Source organism: Novosphingobium sp. BL-S-19 (genome assembly GCF_055521675.1).
The window spans coordinates 327,406-343,196 of record NZ_CM145498.1 but is presented as its reverse complement, the minus strand read 5'-3'; the positions used below and the strand labels follow the sequence as shown (position 1 = coordinate 343,196).

The 15,791-nt window shown below is 59.2% G+C and carries 13 protein-coding genes and 1 pseudogene; 6 read left to right on the top strand and 8 right to left on the bottom strand.

What is annotated here, in order from left to right; all coding sequences use genetic code 11:
* Positions 1 to 10: 10 nt before the first annotated feature.
* The 3 genes from ACZ1JV_RS10000 to ACZ1JV_RS09990 all read left to right on the top strand — a co-directional run bounded on the left by ACZ1JV_RS10000 (position 11) and on the right by ACZ1JV_RS09990 (position 2,009).
* The gene (locus tag ACZ1JV_RS10000; protein ID WP_465136520.1) at positions 11 to 235 is read left to right on the top strand and encodes a conjugal transfer protein TraD; all 225 of its coding nucleotides are present in this window, start codon (positions 11 to 13) and stop codon (positions 233 to 235) included.
* Between the two features lie 652 nt (positions 236 to 887).
* On the top strand, positions 888 to 1,451 hold the full coding sequence (locus ACZ1JV_RS09995) for a hypothetical protein (protein ID WP_465136521.1): 564 nt from the start codon (positions 888 to 890) through the stop codon (positions 1,449 to 1,451).
* 339 nt (positions 1,452 to 1,790) lie between these two features.
* Entirely contained in the window at positions 1,791 to 2,009 is a 219-nt protein-coding gene (locus tag ACZ1JV_RS09990; protein ID WP_465136522.1) for a helix-turn-helix transcriptional regulator, read from the top strand.
* A 63-nt stretch (positions 2,010 to 2,072) separates the two neighbouring features.
* Here ACZ1JV_RS09990 and ACZ1JV_RS09985 read toward each other — a convergent pair whose 3' ends face one another.
* Positions 2,073 to 2,357, bottom strand: coding sequence for a sigma factor-like helix-turn-helix DNA-binding protein (locus ACZ1JV_RS09985; RefSeq protein ID WP_465136523.1), 285 nt, complete (start codon positions 2,355 to 2,357; stop codon positions 2,073 to 2,075).
* Positions 2,354 to 3,241, bottom strand: coding sequence for an ArdC family protein (locus tag ACZ1JV_RS09980; protein WP_465136524.1), 888 nt, complete (start codon positions 3,239 to 3,241; stop codon positions 2,354 to 2,356). The genes ACZ1JV_RS09985 and ACZ1JV_RS09980 overlap by 4 nt, the downstream gene beginning before the upstream one ends.
* 795 nt (positions 3,242 to 4,036) lie before the next feature.
* Here ACZ1JV_RS09980 and ACZ1JV_RS09975 point away from each other — a divergent pair.
* Positions 4,037 to 4,531, top strand: coding sequence for a DinB family protein (locus ACZ1JV_RS09975; protein WP_465136525.1), 495 nt, complete (start codon positions 4,037 to 4,039; stop codon positions 4,529 to 4,531).
* Between the two features lie 124 nt (positions 4,532 to 4,655).
* Here the strand turns inward: ACZ1JV_RS09975 and ACZ1JV_RS09970 are convergent, their stop codons facing one another.
* Both ACZ1JV_RS09970 and ACZ1JV_RS09965 read right to left on the bottom strand, forming a co-directional pair.
* The gene (locus tag ACZ1JV_RS09970; RefSeq protein WP_465136526.1) at positions 4,656 to 5,342 is read right to left on the bottom strand and encodes a hypothetical protein; all 687 of its coding nucleotides are present in this window, start codon (positions 5,340 to 5,342) and stop codon (positions 4,656 to 4,658) included.
* 962 nt (positions 5,343 to 6,304) lie between these two features.
* Positions 6,305 to 6,601: pseudogene (locus ACZ1JV_RS09965) on the bottom strand (IS3 family transposase); the annotation flags it as partial.
* Between the two features lie 522 nt (positions 6,602 to 7,123).
* Here ACZ1JV_RS09965 and ACZ1JV_RS09960 point away from each other — a divergent pair.
* Positions 7,124 to 8,761 carry an HsdM family class I SAM-dependent methyltransferase gene (locus tag ACZ1JV_RS09960; RefSeq protein WP_465151441.1) on the top strand — a complete coding sequence of 546 codons (1,638 nt, stop codon included), beginning with the start codon at positions 7,124 to 7,126 and terminating at the stop codon, positions 8,759 to 8,761.
* Between the two features lie 2 nt (positions 8,762 to 8,763).
* Positions 8,764 to 9,453 (top strand): restriction endonuclease subunit S, encoded by a 690-nt coding sequence (locus ACZ1JV_RS09955; protein WP_465151440.1) that lies wholly within the window; start codon positions 8,764 to 8,766, stop codon positions 9,451 to 9,453.
* A gap of 6 nt (positions 9,454 to 9,459) precedes the next feature.
* Here the strand turns inward: ACZ1JV_RS09955 and ACZ1JV_RS09950 are convergent, their stop codons facing one another.
* The 4 genes from ACZ1JV_RS09950 to ACZ1JV_RS09935 form a co-directional block, all read right to left on the bottom strand.
* Positions 9,460 to 10,473: a hypothetical protein gene (locus ACZ1JV_RS09950; protein ID WP_465151439.1), complete on the bottom strand. Its 1,014-nt coding sequence runs from the start codon at positions 10,471 to 10,473 to the stop codon at positions 9,460 to 9,462.
* A gap of 545 nt (positions 10,474 to 11,018) precedes the next feature.
* Positions 11,019 to 12,215 (bottom strand): HlyD family type I secretion periplasmic adaptor subunit, encoded by a 1,197-nt coding sequence (locus ACZ1JV_RS09945; RefSeq protein ID WP_465151438.1) that lies wholly within the window; start codon positions 12,213 to 12,215, stop codon positions 11,019 to 11,021.
* Positions 12,212 to 14,356, bottom strand: a complete 2,145-nt coding sequence (locus tag ACZ1JV_RS09940) for a type I secretion system permease/ATPase (RefSeq protein ID WP_465151437.1) — start codon at positions 14,354 to 14,356, stop codon at positions 12,212 to 12,214. The genes ACZ1JV_RS09945 and ACZ1JV_RS09940 overlap by 4 nt, the downstream gene beginning before the upstream one ends.
* A complete protein-coding gene (locus ACZ1JV_RS09935; protein ID WP_465151436.1) occupies positions 14,349 to 15,785 on the bottom strand; it encodes a TolC family protein in 1,437 nt (478 codons plus the stop codon). The genes ACZ1JV_RS09940 and ACZ1JV_RS09935 overlap by 8 nt, the downstream gene beginning before the upstream one ends.
* Between the last annotated feature and the right edge of the window lie 6 nt (positions 15,786 to 15,791).

Below are 15,791 nucleotides of genomic sequence, written 5' to 3'. Positions count from 1 at the left end.
CGCGTGGCAAGTGAAGCGGCGCGAGCGCACCCGCCAGCTCATCGAGCTCGGCGGGCTGATCGCGAAAGCCGAGCTGGTCGAACTGACCGGGGATGACCGTGCGGCGATCCTCGGTTTGCTCGTCGAAGCAGCGGCCAGATTGCGCGGCGAAGATCGTGAGCAAGCGCTGACGCTATGGCGGCGGCGCGGCATGCGGGCGTTCGCTCAAGAACCAGCTGGCATTGATCGAGAATGAGCTAGCCGTAGTCAAAAATCGGCAGGGACGGTTTTGTTGTTCTGCTTCCGACACGGACGAATGAAATGGACAAGACCGGCCTCGCAAAATTGTGCTATACCGGTCGTGCGCGGGCGACTCCGTGGCGCAGAGTGGAACCCCGGCTGCGAGTTCCATCAGGCCGCCTTTTCACAGTCCTGCCGGTTTGGAGCGTCCGCGCACCTTTGGCCTTGTCTCCCACCGCGCAGCGAATTGCTCGCAAGCCTGCTCGGCATGGCGGGTGATGTCCATTTCATGATGGCGCAACGCTTTGACGTTTTAGGCGTAGAGGATGCCGGGCTTGTTGCCTTCATCTCCCGCTTTTCAGCCTTGATGTCCGATCACTCCGCGCAGCCTTGGCGGAAGGATTCCCGTCTGTTATCCTGCCAGGGCGCTGCGCAAAGGGCAGCGCCGGGACTGGTAATCCCGCAAGTGAGTCTAGCTCGGAAAACACAGTTTTCCGGGGTGCCGACGCGTATGTCCAAGCCTTCGGGTTAAAGGCGGCGGCGCATGTCACTTGCATGTTACCAGCTCCGGCGGCTCCCGCGCGTTAGCGCGCGGGAGTTCGGGACTGGTCCGCAAGTTGTCCCGAAACCTTCCGCCAACCCGCCTTGATGCGGACCCGGAGGTGCCAATGGACGTGCTTGTTCCTGCTGCTTCACCCGATGAAATCGCCGCTGTTTCTGCGGCGCTCGCTTCCTTGCCCGATGAGAACTCCGCGCTCGCTGCGCTCTGGAAAATCTACGACGCCGAACCGGTACGGTTGCTGCGCACCAAGCAGGGCCGCAGCCTTAGTCGGGATCGCTACAAGCGGGCCGAACAGTTCGCGGCCATGCTTTCACCCGAAGCGCCGTTCGACTGGCCAGACTTTCTCTATTCGACCGGCATCGTCGCGCAGCTCGCGCTGTCCTCACATCTGCTCGATGTCGGCTTTCCCGACAGCTGGTGTGCGCGGTACATCAGCCTGCATGTCGATCGGTCGCTCGCGTACGCTAACGTCACTGCATTCGGCTATGATTGCCCAGAGACGGCACGGCTAATGCAGGTGCTGGCGCCCTACTGGAAATGGAACCGTCGCAATCTGACCGATGGCCAGCATCCCGACGATGGCGGCTTCACGCCCGACGAGGTTCGAGCGCTGGTTGCCTCGCTGCTGGCGCATGTTTGCCAGGTCACCGGACACGCGCGATCACGATAGCGGGCAGTGCGATCCTGATCGCACCACTGCGGCGCTGAGACTCCGGCAAGCAAAGCGGCGTGATCGCCGCCGAGGTCTGGCGCGATTCGCGTGCCTGCGATGTCAGTGATTCGCGCGCACCGCGTGCTTTGAGACGGCTTGGGACGGGGCCGCCAGTCACGCGCCTCCGGCGGTGAGACTCTTTTTTGGTGTCCGTAGGGTACCGTTGGGGTCCGTTAGAGTGCACATAGGGTACACTTCGTGCCCCCCTACATTTTCAGGCACTTGCGCCCTACTCGCTTTGCCCCAATCTTGCTCATGGCCGGCCAGTCCACCTCAAGAAATCGGAGGACACGCCACATGAACATGACGCCCCATGATCGTTTCCTGCGCCTCAATGTCGTTCTCGAACGCACGGGCCTTTCCCGCGCGACCCTCTACCGCAAGATCCAGTCGGGCACTTTCCCGAGGCAGGTTCGCATCGCCGAGCGCTGCTGCGGTTGGCGCGAAAGTGCCGTTACCGAATGGATGAATAGTCCCATCTCGTACCTGGTCGACGACTTCCCGCCGCAAGCCTGAACAATCCACGCCCCCGCAAACAAGGCCGGGGCGCGTCCGCCGCAGCGGACGCGCCCCGGTTGCTTACCAGCCCTTGCGCTCCTGCCGATCCCGCGAGCGCACGATCATGCCCATCGCGCAGCCGAGCTCTTTCTCCACCCGGCGGACACTGATGCCCATACGCTCGGCGATCTGCTCATAGCGAAGACCTTCGAAGCGCCAGAGGCAGAACGCCCGATTGGGCAGGTACGGCAGCGAATAAATCGCGCGTGCCAGCCGCCGCAATTCCGGATCTTCGTATTCCGGGAAGGCATTACGCAGGAATGCCTCATGGATACGCTGTTCCAGCCGATAGAGATGCCACCTCATGCTGCATCCTCCCCGAATGCGAGGAGGAAATCGGCCGCCTTGCTGGCTGCGCTGGCCGCCCGGAAGATCGCCTTCTCATCAGCGCGCAGCACTTCAAGCCAGGATCCGAGGTAATCCGAATGCCGCACCGTGGGCTGGATACCCAGCGACGCGCAGGCAAAAGCCGAAGTTATCTCGGCGATCATCTCTTCCTTGGCATACGCGGCCGAACCGTACTTGCCGGTCAGATCGCGATCCAATCGGCCCTTTGCGCCACTCCAATGGCCAAGTTCATGAAGTGCCGTCCGGAACCAGTTCACCGGCTCATGGAAAGCTGCCTGCGAGGGCACCTGCACATAGTCCAGCTTGGGCGCATAGAACGCCTCATCGCCGCCGATCCGGAAGTCCGCGCCGGTGGCCGCAATCAGCCGGTCCACCTCGGCAATCGCCATGACCGGATCGGGAACCGCCGGTTCCTCGGCATACTTCGCCGGCAGCCCTTCGATCTGATCGAGGTTGAAAACGACAAAGCGTTTCAGGAACGCAATCGTCCGGGCCTCACGATCCTCGCACCGCGCCTGCTCGGTCTCGCCCTTCGGGGTGAAGCGATCCGCATAGCAAATGACCGTGCCCTTCTCGCCGCGTCGGACATGACCGCCCGCCGCCAGGGTCTGCTTGTAAGTCAGCCAGCGCTGCGATGCGAACCGGCGTTCCACCGCCTCGCACCACAAGATGAGAATATTGATCCCCGAATACACGCGCCCGGAAACGGCATTGTGCGGCATCAGGCACGTGCACCGCGCACTATCCCAGGGCTGGACCCAAGGGAGCCTGCCCTCTTCCAGCTCGGCAATGATGCGGGAAGTGACCTCTCCATAGAGGCTCTGGCGATTGGTCCTTTCCATTTCTCCTGTTCCTTTCCTCAACCGCCATTGACCGGCGCCGGGGTGGCGGGGGGCGGCAGGAGCGGACCAAAAGCCTCGCCTCAGATGGCGGGGTGCACCCGAAGGGCCGGAACAGGGTGGAGGACCTGGGCTCCGCCCAGGTTGCGGCTCGCCATGGCGGGGCTAAGGGGCCGTGACGCCCCCCGTCACCCTGGAGCCGAGGCACACGCCGACGCGCCGCAGGCGCGGAGACCGCTGACGGGACGCGATGAGCGTCCCGTCCCGCCAGCGATCGTCACGGCTATGCCGACGAGACGCTGCAGGCGGCTCGGTTGAGCGTCAGCGAAATAGAGCGCGGCCGTGCCTTGGCACGGGGCAGCCAGATTGGAACCTCACAACGAAGGAATTTGGTCTGTGACTACCTACTGAGTCAGGAACAATCAGGTATTAACCTTGCCTCCGTCCCCTCGGGCCGCAAGGAACGACGGCTTCCGAATAAACCAGCCACTCGCAGGGCATTGGAGATGGGCCGCGGGCGGTACGCTTGCTGGGGGGCAGCCGCGTGGGTCCCGCCCTCCAGGCGCGTATCAGCCAAGGGTTGAATTGGGCGGCCCGGCGAGGGGAATAATGTTGGGACGTTCAGTTTGAACTGAAAGGCGGTAACAGCAACCCGTGCGTCCTAGCGACAGGTCTCCCTGCGGCATAACGCTTTGCTACGTAGAGTTATGGGAAGCGGTGAAAACCAAGCCGCTGGTCATTAATCATTGCGCAAGCCATCCTTTGATTCCAAAGATGTATCAATAGGACGGAGAAACGATGAAAATGGCATGGCTACGACGCACAGCGATGGCTGCTTTGTTATTGGTTCCCACTTCTGGCTCAATCGCGCAGGTTCCACCGCCTCCAATGCCCACCGATCAAGTCGACGTGGCGCACAGGATAGTTCAAGCCTTCACAACCAAGGATGAGTCGGCATATTCCGCTCTTCTTGCGGACAACGTTTCGGTTTTCGAAGACGGACAAATGGTCGCAAAAGGGAAAACTGAGTGGCTCAAAGCGTTTGGACCCAAACTCACTGCAAGCGGCGTCTCATTCAAGCTTTCGCCCGGTTATGCCTCTTCGGGCCGCATCCTGTTTATCGAGTATTTCAATTCTATGGCGAGCTGGGGCAGGACGCCCCCCCCTGACTGTTGCTGGGGATATGATGCGGTTGCCTACGATGTCGCAAACGGGAAAATTACGACCATTAGGCGCCTTCACGGCGGAGCGTCTAAACTCGACGCCGATGGCAAGACGATTGGCAAGCAATAACTATGTTGAGCCACCACGAAGATTCAAAAGATCGGAATGGAGATAGAGCAATTGCCACTTGAGGGGCTTGACCGGCGGCCGAGTATCGAGCAGCCGGACAAGCCCCTCAGCGTTCAACGTTTAATCACTCGTAGCCGTTTTCCGGCGTGAAGTTCCAGTTGGCTCCGCCACCTGCCAAAAACCTTGCGATTGTGTTGGCACGTGCTTCATTCGCTTTGAATTGGTCACTGCTAGGATATTGGGCGAGTTGGTCGGCATAAGAGAGTCCTGCGCCCGGGCCATTCCGATAAGCTTCCCACAACTGTGCGTTGTAGATCTGCATAGCCTGTAGCGCATGCGCGACCTCGTGAAAAACGAGGTAGGCGAGGCCGCCCGTTAGAAGGCTATACTGGCGGAGTGCCGTCACATTGATGGTGACTGGCACTTCGGAATTTCCTTGGCCCACCAGATTTTCGCCAGCACGGCCTGGGCTGAAGATCTGATTTGTGGCGGTGAACTTCAGGTTGCGCAGGATCCCGACAAGCTCTGCATTGGAGATCTGGCCAAGGATCGGAACATTGATCAAATGACCACCACCGCCGGCAAAGGCGTTTTGGTAAATCGATAAACTCGCCTGCTTCATTTTGGTGCCGATTACGGTGATGTCATCACCCACGACATCTGCTTGTTTATCGAGGATGACCTTGTTTGGTCCAAGCCAATACTGCTGAGCCTGTGCAATGAGTATTTGCTGTGTACCTACAGCAGGCTGGGTGCCGGTATTTCCTGCATCTATAGTTCCAGGATATGCAGTTACAATAATATCGGTCATAACAACTCCAAAAAATGCTAATTAGGAAAATATAGACTTTCCACGAAACTATTAAAAATGCTTCGTAAAATATTATTTATTGTATAAATTGTAAATTGATCTTTTTCAGCGCACGCGCTTCGCGACTCTTCTCTGCGCCGACTCGACTATTGTCGGTTGCCTGATTGGATATTCGGTTGCTACATGAGCGCCTCCATTTTCTCAGAGCAGGGAGGCAGCATCGTAGGAAAAATCCTACAATGCAACAGGACAAGTCCTACAAAATTCATTATGGCTTGGGCCCCCACCATGTGGGACTGCCATTGGATGGCGACGTCGTGGCGCTGAAGGGCGTTATTCCGCCGTTAACGCGCTCATCGTTTCACCATTGCCCGCACCGCCACGGCATCGGCAGAGTAGCCAAAGCGGAGCGCGAGGAGCCTGTCAGCGGGCGTGTACCTCCGCAATGCGGAAACATCAGCTTAGGGCGCGACATTTCACAAAGTGCTGAATGTAGGCCGCATTCCGATTTGCGATACGCTGCTCAGCGCCACGTTCGGTCAATAACCTTAAAACCCTCTTCGCACTTGGTCGGGCATGCAGCGAAATTCACATATGAAATTTCCTAGACAAGTAGGAAATTTCATATGAACATAATGGGAACATTATGTCGGAGTCGATTATGTTGATCCAGGAAATTGAAAGTTTTTTAAAAACCTATCGCATGCCTCCTGCGCGCTTCGGTCGAGAGGCTATGGGCGATCCTTCGTTCGTATTTAGGCTTAAGGCCGGGCGGAACGCCCGCTCGTCGACGGAAGTGAAAGTGCGTGCCTATCTAGCCCGGCAGTTGGAAGACGCCCCATGTTAGGCTCATGAGCTGTATTTACGGGAGCGGCGGTGCCGATCCCTACAGGGCTTCATGTATCTGCCGCACTGGGGGCGTGCGGTATCGTGTCTCTTAAAGGCGAATGTCGCATTGACTTCACGAAAGCCACGTAGACGAAGGCAGTCCACGTGTGGACGTAAGTAAAATCGACCACCCACAAGGCGTTGGGCCGGGCAACGCGAAACTCGCGGTTGACCTTATCGAGCGGGCACAGCGCCTTTGGGTTGCTGACGGTCGTGATCGTCCTCCTTTCCGGCGAACGCCTGACAGCCCATGGCACGCATCAGTCGCTCCACCGTGCATTTGGCGACCGCGACGCCCTCGCGCCGCAATTAAGCCAGACCTTGCGAGAGCCATAGACGCCATAGTTGGCTTCATGGACGCGCTTCATCTGTCCACGCATTTCCTCGCCGGTGCGCCCGCTTATCAACTCGGCACCTTTGCCCTGTTATTGACCGCAAGATGCACTATGTGGGCCGATAAAATCCACAGCTCCGACAGATCTCAAAACATTTCTTGACGCATCGCCCGCAATGAAAGAAATTCCTCTTGGTTCACAACGAGACGTTATGTGAAACCCATCACAAGAAATGGAGTCAAAATTGGGGCCAAATGACATCTTTTCATGATTTTTGCATTTTTTGATCAAATACATATCGAATCTATTGGAAGCACGTAAGCGCACCACCACCTCAAAGAACGTTGAGCGAGGAAATCCGGCAGGTACGGCTGGAAGGCCTTTCGCGTGGGAAAACCACTTGGGTCCTGCTTGGGGCGCTGAGGTAGGGAAACGAGCTCTAGCCACGAGATTCCACCAATCGGTGCGCGGTCCACGGATCATTCCCTCCTGTGCATAACCACGACTAGAAGGGCTCAAGAGCTTGCCTCGGGCAGGTCATTACGACATGCCGTCATTATGAAATACGACATGTTGTCCGAAATCGCTATTTTGGAACATGCCCTACGTGGGCTCGGTTGGCCTGTGGATCAAAATCACCGGCTGGCAAATATTCCAGAAGGCGAGCGCGATGACATCTTTACCCTGAACAATTCGTCAGGAATGCCGTATCTTCTCGCGTCTCTAGGTGATGAGGCTGAGGACGCGCTCCGGGAGATCCTTGAAGCAAGCAAAACAATCAGTTCCGCAATCGGCTTTAGCCGCGATGGTTCTGTTAGCATCGTGCTTCGAAAGAGCTTCCGAACCGGCGATGTTGATGTTGCCGTGGCCTTCGAGAGCAGGACGCACCAAGCCCCGGTTCAGATGATGCTGCGCGCTGACCGGGGGCAAGAGGATGGCTTGCGACCGCTCACTCATCGGCTGGAAAATGTCCTATTCGAAGTTCATAGCGCAATGCGGGACATTGATGGACTGCATGCGCCTGATGCATTGGATGAGATTTGTAAAATATTATACGCAAAGCTCTTTGATGAAGAGCACGCCGTAAAATCCGGATCGTTCAGATTCCAGCGTTCAATCTACCATTCAATTGAAGAGTGCGCTTCGGCGATCAGGACTCTATATTTCGAAGCCATTCAATACGACAAAGATGTATTTGCAAACCGAATACCGTCATACTTACGGTCGCGTGGAGTTTTTCGAGATTCCATTGTCCTCTCAAGCCAGGCCATCGCCAAGGTCGTAGCCATACTTGAAGAATACGACTTAAGTAAATCTCCGGTCGATATAAAAGGTAGAGCTTTTCAAAATGTATTGCTGCCTGTCACTAGGTCTGGAATGGGGCAATACTTCACCCCTAAATCAGTCATCTCACTCTGCATTGACCTGCTTGCGCCGACGGTCCGTGATGTCATTGTGGATCCATTCTGCGGGTCGGGTCACTTTTTGACGGCTGCATTGGACTACGTGCGATCCACAGGCGATTATTCCGAAAAGCAATTTCATGAGTTTGCCTTCTCAAGACTTCATGGCCTTGAGAAAAGCGATCGCATGGTTCGCATCGCCATGACCGATATGCGTCTCCACGGTGACGGTCACAGCAACATTCGCTGCGTCGATTCCCTTTTGCAGTTCCCTAGTTACCCGGATCTATATCCCGAAACATTTGATATTGTGGCAACCAACCCGCCATTCGGGGTGGATTTGCCTCAAGAAGCCATGTCGGAGCTGGGCCCATTTGAGATCCTAGACGGTCGCCGAGCCGGCATGTCTTCGGTTTCGCTTGAAATTGTAGCGATTGATAGATGCCTTTCGCTACTTCGTCCCGGGGGGCGAATGGCCATAGTCTTGCCAGATAGTATTTTGAGCAATCGGAACACGGCTTATGTTCGCGAATGGATCAAAGCTAAGGCCATGTTACGTGCGGTCGTAAGCCTTCCAATCGAAACCTTCGCTCCGTTTGGCGCTAATATAAAAACCAGCTTCATCGTCGTTAGAAAATATAACTTCGGAGAAATAAAGCGAAATGATTACAATGTATTTTTAGCCAACCTAAGTTCAATTGGGCATGATTCGACAGGAAGGCCGGTACCACCAGACGATTTCAAAAAAATGACGCGTAATTTTCGTGATTTTATCGAAATGGAAGGGTGGTAGTCATGTGGGTTGGAACGGCGTCAGTCGGTGATTTAGATGCTGCTCGGCGGTGGACGGTGTCGTTTTTCTCATCGGAGACGATATCCCAAGTCTCTGCGTTTCCAATGGTGCCGCTAAAGAAGTTGGTCATAGAAAAAAAGGCGGCTGTCGATCCGCAGTCTCTTGAGGTCGATGACGTCAATTACCTCGGCCTTGAGAATATCCGGTCGCAAACCGGAGAGTTGGTTGACTTCGCGCCCCGTAAACCCATCGAAATAAAGTCCCGATCAAAGGTTTATGAGCTAGGCGACGTCCTTTTCGGGCGTCTGAGGCCCGAGCTCAACAAAGTGTATCTTCCTGGGCCTGACGTATCGCCTGGGATCTGCTCAACCGAGTTTATCGTTTTGCAGCCGATACCCGGAAAGTTGACGGCTCGTTATCTGCGCTACGCGCTTGCATCATCCTATGTTGCTCAGTTCGCCCAGAAGCTGAGATCTGGAGCCTCACTCCCAAGGATGAACGCATCTGACTTGCTGGACCTCCCGATTCCCGCGCCGCCTATCGAGTTTCAGGAAGAATTATCTGTTCATCTTGAACGGCTTGATTTGGCCTTGGGTGAACTGCGCCGAAAAGTGGAGCAGTTGCCCGAGGCGATTGCTGAATCCTTGTTGCAATCCCTCCAAGACGGTGAAAATCGCCTCCAAGTCGTTTGAACTGGGCTAGGGCAACGCGCGAAGCAGTTCGCGGTAGTCTGGCCGGGCCAGAGCTACCTCTTCCCGAATGGTTGAGCGGTTTTTCGCGCGGAAGTCTATTCCAAGCTGGTGCGCGATGTATCGCCAGTCGGCGATACGATACTGGCCAAACTCTTCGTCGGGATAGTATTTGTGTATGAAGCTAATGAAGCGATGGCAGACATCGCAGTTCCTGCGTTCCTCGCGGAGGGCGGCAGTGGCCGCCGGGTTAGAGGTCTTTATCATGCGTAGAAGACCGCCAAAGTTAGCCGCGTAGTCGGCCTTCGGCCCTTTACTGGCAATTGGTCCGGTACGACGCTCACGGATGCCAACCGCATTTAGGGGTTCACCAACATGCGTACATGGATGTACGTCACATCCATCAGGACAGCGCCCGTCTTCAACAAAAGAGCCGCCTCGCGCCAAGTGTAGACGGTCGCGCAACCGAATGATCGGTAGGGAAGGCCCTATGAAGTAGTCGTGAATGCGCGGCCACCGGTAATGCCGGTCCCGTTCGGTCCACGACCACACAATCACAAGAAGCTGATCAAATTCAGATGTCTCGCGAGCCAGGTTCGTGAAGTGCCCCTTTGCCTCGTCTACGCCGAGGTTCATGGACTTTGCCTCAATCCGAAAAAGTTCTCCGGTGCGGGATTCAGGGTGCCAGTCCGCCTCTCGATGGAGGCAAGCAAAGTCGGCTGGTTGATGATCAGGTAACCAAGCCAACTCGCACACACGCGCAACTCCCCCTTCATTCTGAAGGGCATTGTTCATGTAGTAGACCCACAGCGCTTCGATGAGACTTCCCATCCCGCTGCCGAGACGCCCTCCGCGCGTGAGAAAGGTCGATTCAGTGAACGCATTAATTGCGGCAGTCACCGCGTCCCCGTCGCCATAAACAGCGTTTACGGCTTCCATTGGATCAATTCGAATCATCATAAGCTGCTGGCATAGCCAGCAAAATACCTCCTGCCGAGTCTGCTGACGCGCAAATTCAGCCATCTTACATGAACAGGCCGAGGACTTATTCGGTTGGACCTACGCATCCTCCTACTTTCCGGCTCAGTCGGCCGATACCACGCCACCGGATCCTCGACGCCACGATTTTCAGAGCGGGAAGACTTTAATGGTGTCACGTGATTTCCATTTCTCAAGCAATGGAATCATCCCCAGTGGTGATTGATTGGATCTTTCGCGCCTCGTCGACGTAAGAGGCGGTTCAGTCAGGCAATTCGGCTTTCACCGCATGCGCAATTGAATGCCTCTAGGCCACAAAGTCACAGCGAGGCGATGCCAATGCACGCTTTACAAGGCTCTTCGCGGTGTGACGCAAAGCTACCAAGGCGATGGAGCATGGACGGCGGGGAGGATGGCGATTGGCGGCGTCTTCTTGAAACCGACACGCAATTAGGGGATTTCGGGGCACAAATGGGCGTCTATAAAATATATGCATCCTAAAAAATAACGGAAAACAGCCAATAATTATCAAACATATGAGTCCCGCATGAGTACCACTTTCCCATACAATCAGCCTCAAAACCCACCGTCTAGCGCTCGCGCATGGCTTCGCGGGCCTTGTTGATCGGCTTCATCAGGTACTCCAGCACAGTCTTGCGACCGGTGCGGACTTCCACCGTGGCCACCATGCCCGGCATGATCGCGTGGCTGCGGCCATTGCGCGTGGTCAGGCTGGACTTCGCGGTGCGGACGTAGACGCGGTAGTAGACCTGGTCGCGGTGCACTTCGTCCTGCAGCGTGTCCGGCGAGATGCGGTCCACCGTGCCTTCCAGCGTGCCGTAGATTGACGGGTCGTACGCGGTTATCTTTACCGTGGCGGTCTGGCCGGGTCGGATGAAGGCGATGTCGCGTGGGGACATGCGTGCCTCTATCAGCAGCTGCTTTTCCAGCGGCACGATTTCCATCAGCGATCCGCCGGGCTGAACGACGCCGCCAATCGTCGTGATCTCCAGATTCTTGACGATGCCGCGCACCGGCGACGTCAGCACCGTGCGGTCCAACTGATCGCGGCGGCCGCCGATCACTTGCACCACCTGATCCAGTTCGGCGCGGGTTTTGGCGTAGTCGGCGCTGGCGTCGATCACGAACTGGTTGCGCAGGGAATCCAGCTTGGCCTGAATCTCGTTCTCCTGCCGGCGAAGCTGGATGATCTCCACCTGATTGGCGGCGCCAAGCTCCACCAGTGGCTCGGTCATCGCCAGTTGGCGGCGGGTGAGCGCCAGCGACTGGCTGAGGCTGGCGGTTGCCACTTCCAGATTGCGTCGGCGCGAGCGCATCAATTCCATTTCGCGCCCGACCAGCCCGGGGACTTCCTTCACGTCCTGCGGGAATTGCGGTTGGCCGCCGCTGATCTCCGCCTCCAGCCGGGCCGAGGCGGCTTCGAGCGAGCGCGCCTTGGCTTCCGCTTCACCCAGCATCGAGCTGAAGCGGGCGCGGTCCAGCCGGGCCAGCTTTTCGCCGGGGCGGACGATGTCGCCTTCGTGGACGTAGATGCCGTCGACGATGCCGCCCTCAAGGCTTTGGATCGTTTGCGAGCGCGAGGGCGGCGTCACTTTGCCGGGGCCGGTCGCCACTTCATCCAGCACGCCGAAATAGGCCCAGACGAAGAAGGCCAGCACCCCCAGCGAGAGGATCGGGATGATCCGCAGGCGTTCCAGCGCGTGGAGCCAGCGCGCCTCACCCTCGCCGCCGAGACCGTCGAATGCACTGGCGGAAATCGCGGTCATGCGCGCTTCTCCTGTCCGGCTGCTCCACCCGCCAGAACGGGCAGGACCGCGCTCTTGGGCCCATCCAGCGTCACCCGGCCATTGTCCATCAGCACCACCCTGTCGACCAGATCGAGCAGTCCGGGCCGATTGGTTGTGACGATCAGCGTGCGGCCGCGCAGCCATTGGCCAAGGTTGGCGACAAGATTGCGCTCGCTGATCTCGTCCAGCGCGGCAGAGGGTTCGTCCAGCAGCAGGATATTGCTCTTGCGCAGCAGGGCGCGTGTCAGCAGCATGGTCTGGCGCTGGCCGCCCGACAGGCCCGCGCCGCCCTCCTGCAGCAACAGGTCCAGCCCTTGCGACTGGTTCTGGACAAGCCCGATACCGCCGGTGACGGCCAGCGTGCGCAGGATTTCCTCGTCGCTGACGCCTGGCGCACCGACCGTGAGATTCTCGCGGATGGTGCCGAGGAACAACTGAGCGTTTTGGCCAAGGTAGGAGGTGTCGCGGCGGATATCCGCCGGGCTGATCTGCGCCATGCCGGTGCCGTCCAGCAGCGCCTCCCCGCTCGTTGGCAGGGCGAGGCCGGAGAGCAGGCGCAGCAGCGTGGATTTGCCCGCGCCGATGCGGCCCAGCAGCGCCACCCGCTCTCCTGCGGAGATGGACAGCCGATCGATCTTCAGCGCGACGGGCGCCTCCGGATCGTAGGCATAAGTGACGTCGCTCAGTTCGTAGTGGCCGCGCAGCGAAGGGCGCCGCAGCAGGCCGCGTTCGGGATCGTGGTCGACCGGCTTGGTGAAGAGTTCCTCCAGCCCGGCCAGCGCGATCTTGGCGTTCTGCCAGCGGGTAAAGACTTGCCCGAACGGCACGAACAGCACCAACGCTCGGCTGGTGAGGATGGAGCAGGCGATCAGCGCGCCCATCGTCATCTCGCCGTCCATCACCCGGAACGATCCGGCGACGATCACCACCGTGTAGGCCAGCTGTTGCAGCGTCTGCGTCCAGTTGACGAAGAGAGCGGAGAGGAAGCGCTGCTCCGCGCCGACGCGGGTGCCGGTGAGAGTCAGGCGTTCCCACAGCGACTGGAATCGGGCCTCCGCTTGTGCGGCCTTGATCTCGTCTATCCGTTCGATCGATTCGACCAGGATGGCGTTGCGCAGTGCCGCTTCGCGCATGCCTTCGGTGGCAAGGCGCGAGAGCGGGCGCTGCAGCAGCAGGCCGGGCAGCACGATCAGCAGCGCCGCCCCCACCAGTACGAAAGTCAGTTGTCCGGCGAGCAGCGAGAAGAGCAGCAGGAACATCGCGATGAACGGCAGGTCGATCAGCGCCGAAATCGTCGTCGAGGTGAGCATTTCGCGCAGTTGTTCGATATCGCGAAGCTGGGCGATCAGCGCGCCGGTGGAGCGGGGCCGTGCGTCGCCGCGCAAATCCAGCGCGCGGGCGAAGACGCGAGACGATATGGCAATGTCCGCCCGCCGCCCGATCTTGTCCACCAGTTGCACGCGCGCGGATCGCAGCAGCAGTTCCAGCATCAGCGCCATGGCCGTACCCAGCGCCAGCACCCAGAGTGTGGGGATGGACTGTGCCGGGATCACCCGGTCCCACACCTGCATCGCGAAGAGCGAGGTGGCGAAGGTCAGCAGGTTGCCGGTGAAAGAGGCCAGTGCCACTTCGCCATAGCCGCGCCGGTCCCCGGTGATGATGTCGCGCAGCCACGATTTCGCCGGGCTGCGCAGGAATTCGTCCAGCCGGGCATCGCGGGCGCGAGTGGACAGTGGCTCCACGAAGCCGACGCGGCCGGTAGCCTGCGCACGCAAGGTTTCCAGCGGCAGTTCCACCGGCGCATTGCCGCCCGTGCCCGGCAGGGTCGCCTGAACGTGATCGGCATGGCGGGCATGGACGATGGCGGCGCCGTTATCGTTCAGTTCGAAGATCGCCGGCAGCAGCATTGCCGGCACTTCATCGATGCCCGTGCGCAGGATTTCGAAGTGCAGCCCGGAGAGCCTTGCGGCATGCGCCAGCGTCGCCTCGCTACCCTGCCCGTCGCTCCAGTAGAGGCGGCTGACGAGTTCGGGCTCGCCCACCGGGACCCCTTTCAGTCGGCCAAGCGCCGCGATGGCAGCGATCCAGGACTTGTTCGCGATTGCAGGACCTTCAGCCATTCGGGTCGTCTTCCTCGCTGAGATGAGCCGGCAGGCCGAGCGACGGCCGCAAGCTGCCGCACAAATTCTCGAACCGGACACGGGCTTCCATGATGTCATGCTCCGCCACGATGCGGGCGCTGGCGGCGCGGTAGATTTCCAGCTGGGTGTTCAGCAGTTCGGTCAGCGTCCGCTTGCCCAGCTTGTATTCCTCCAGGAATATCCGGCTGGCCGTCTCCGCCTGCTCCTGCTGCAGGGCATAGGCGCCGATCCGGGCATTGCCGCTGCGGATTTCCTGCTGGGCGGAGAGGGCCCGCCCGCGCGCCTCGATCACCGTGCTGTCGCGCGCCGCCTCCGCCGCGCGGCGATCTTCCTCCGCCGCTTCGATCAGGTAATGGTCGCTGCGGCGGTAGAGGCTGCCGGTCACCGTCATCGCCGCGGTCAGCGAATTGTCGCGTGAATTGTAGGTATAGTTGTTGCGGGTATAGCCCAGCTGCAGGCCCAGCCGGGGATAGCGTTCGGCCTTGGTCTGGCCGATCTTGGCGGAGGCGGCATCGGCCGCCTGATCGGCTGCAGCAACGGCCGGCAGCTTGTCATAATCCGGCTCCTGATCGGCCGGTTCGAAGCGCGAGATCAGCGCCGAGGCATCGGTCAGCCGCTGCGGCATCCCGCCGATCAGATTGGCGAGCGCGGCGCGGGCCATCGCCGCCGACGTCTGCGCCTGAATCGCATCGCCGCGCGCGCTTTCCACGCGCACATCCGCCAGCATCAGGTCGGACTTGTCCGAAATCCCGGCATGGACGCGCATGCCGATCAGTTCGCGCAGGTGGGCCAGATCGCCCAGTTGCGTCTCCGCCGCCTGCGCCAGCATCTCGAAACGGCGCACTTCCAGAAAGGCCAGCGCGCTCTGTTCGGCCAGTTGGTCGGCGGTCGCCTCCCGCTCATACCAGCGCTGGCCGGTGGTGGAGCGCGCGGCGCCGATCTGCCCCTTGGAGCGGCCGAAATCCCAGACCTGCTGCTCCAGATAGACACTGGGGCCAGCCATGTTCTCGTTGACGCCGGAACTGTTGGTGCCCGCCAACATGTGTGGCCCGAGGTTCGCCTGATAGGAAACCTGCGGCGTCCAGACCGATCGCGCCGCGCCCAGATCGGCTCGCCCGCGCGCAAGCGCCGCATTGGCCCGGGCGACGTCCGGATGGCGCGCCAGCGTCAGCGCGACCGCCGTCGCCATATCGAGTTGTGCCGGAATCCCGCCCGAAACCCCGCCGGAATCACCTCCGGAACCTTGGTCCGGGATTTCGGGCACCGGATCATACATCCGGCCCGCGCCCTCAGCCGCCTGCTGCGCGGAAATGGCGGGAAGCTCGCCCTGTTGGGCGCCGCTCCGCTGCGCGATCACCAATCCCATCAAGGCACTCATCATGGCAATCGTGCGAAGCTTCAGCGTCATGCGCCC

Coding starts and splice junctions, on each gene's coding strand:
- ACZ1JV_RS09970 (WP_465136526.1), bottom strand. CDS start 5,342: ATGACCGATATTATTGTAACTGCATATCCTGGAACTATAGATGCAGGA.
- ACZ1JV_RS09990 (WP_465136522.1), top strand. CDS start 1,791: ATGAACATGACGCCCCATGATCGTTTCCTGCGCCTCAATGTCGTTCTC.
- ACZ1JV_RS09980 (WP_465136524.1), bottom strand. CDS start 3,241: ATGGAAAGGACCAATCGCCAGAGCCTCTATGGAGAGGTCACTTCCCGC.
- ACZ1JV_RS09975 (WP_465136525.1), top strand. CDS start 4,037: ATGAAAATGGCATGGCTACGACGCACAGCGATGGCTGCTTTGTTATTG.
- ACZ1JV_RS09935 (WP_465151436.1), bottom strand. CDS start 15,785: ATGACGCTGAAGCTTCGCACGATTGCCATGATGAGTGCCTTGATGGGA.
- ACZ1JV_RS09945 (WP_465151438.1), bottom strand. CDS start 12,215: ATGACCGCGATTTCCGCCAGTGCATTCGACGGTCTCGGCGGCGAGGGT.
- ACZ1JV_RS09985 (WP_465136523.1), bottom strand. CDS start 2,357: ATGAGGTGGCATCTCTATCGGCTGGAACAGCGTATCCATGAGGCATTC.
- ACZ1JV_RS09950 (WP_465151439.1), bottom strand. CDS start 10,473: ATGGCTGAATTTGCGCGTCAGCAGACTCGGCAGGAGGTATTTTGCTGG.
- ACZ1JV_RS09940 (WP_465151437.1), bottom strand. CDS start 14,356: ATGGCTGAAGGTCCTGCAATCGCGAACAAGTCCTGGATCGCTGCCATC.
- ACZ1JV_RS09960 (WP_465151441.1), top strand. CDS start 7,124: ATGAAATACGACATGTTGTCCGAAATCGCTATTTTGGAACATGCCCTA.
- ACZ1JV_RS09995 (WP_465136521.1), top strand. CDS start 888: ATGGACGTGCTTGTTCCTGCTGCTTCACCCGATGAAATCGCCGCTGTT.
- ACZ1JV_RS09955 (WP_465151440.1), top strand. CDS start 8,764: ATGTGGGTTGGAACGGCGTCAGTCGGTGATTTAGATGCTGCTCGGCGG.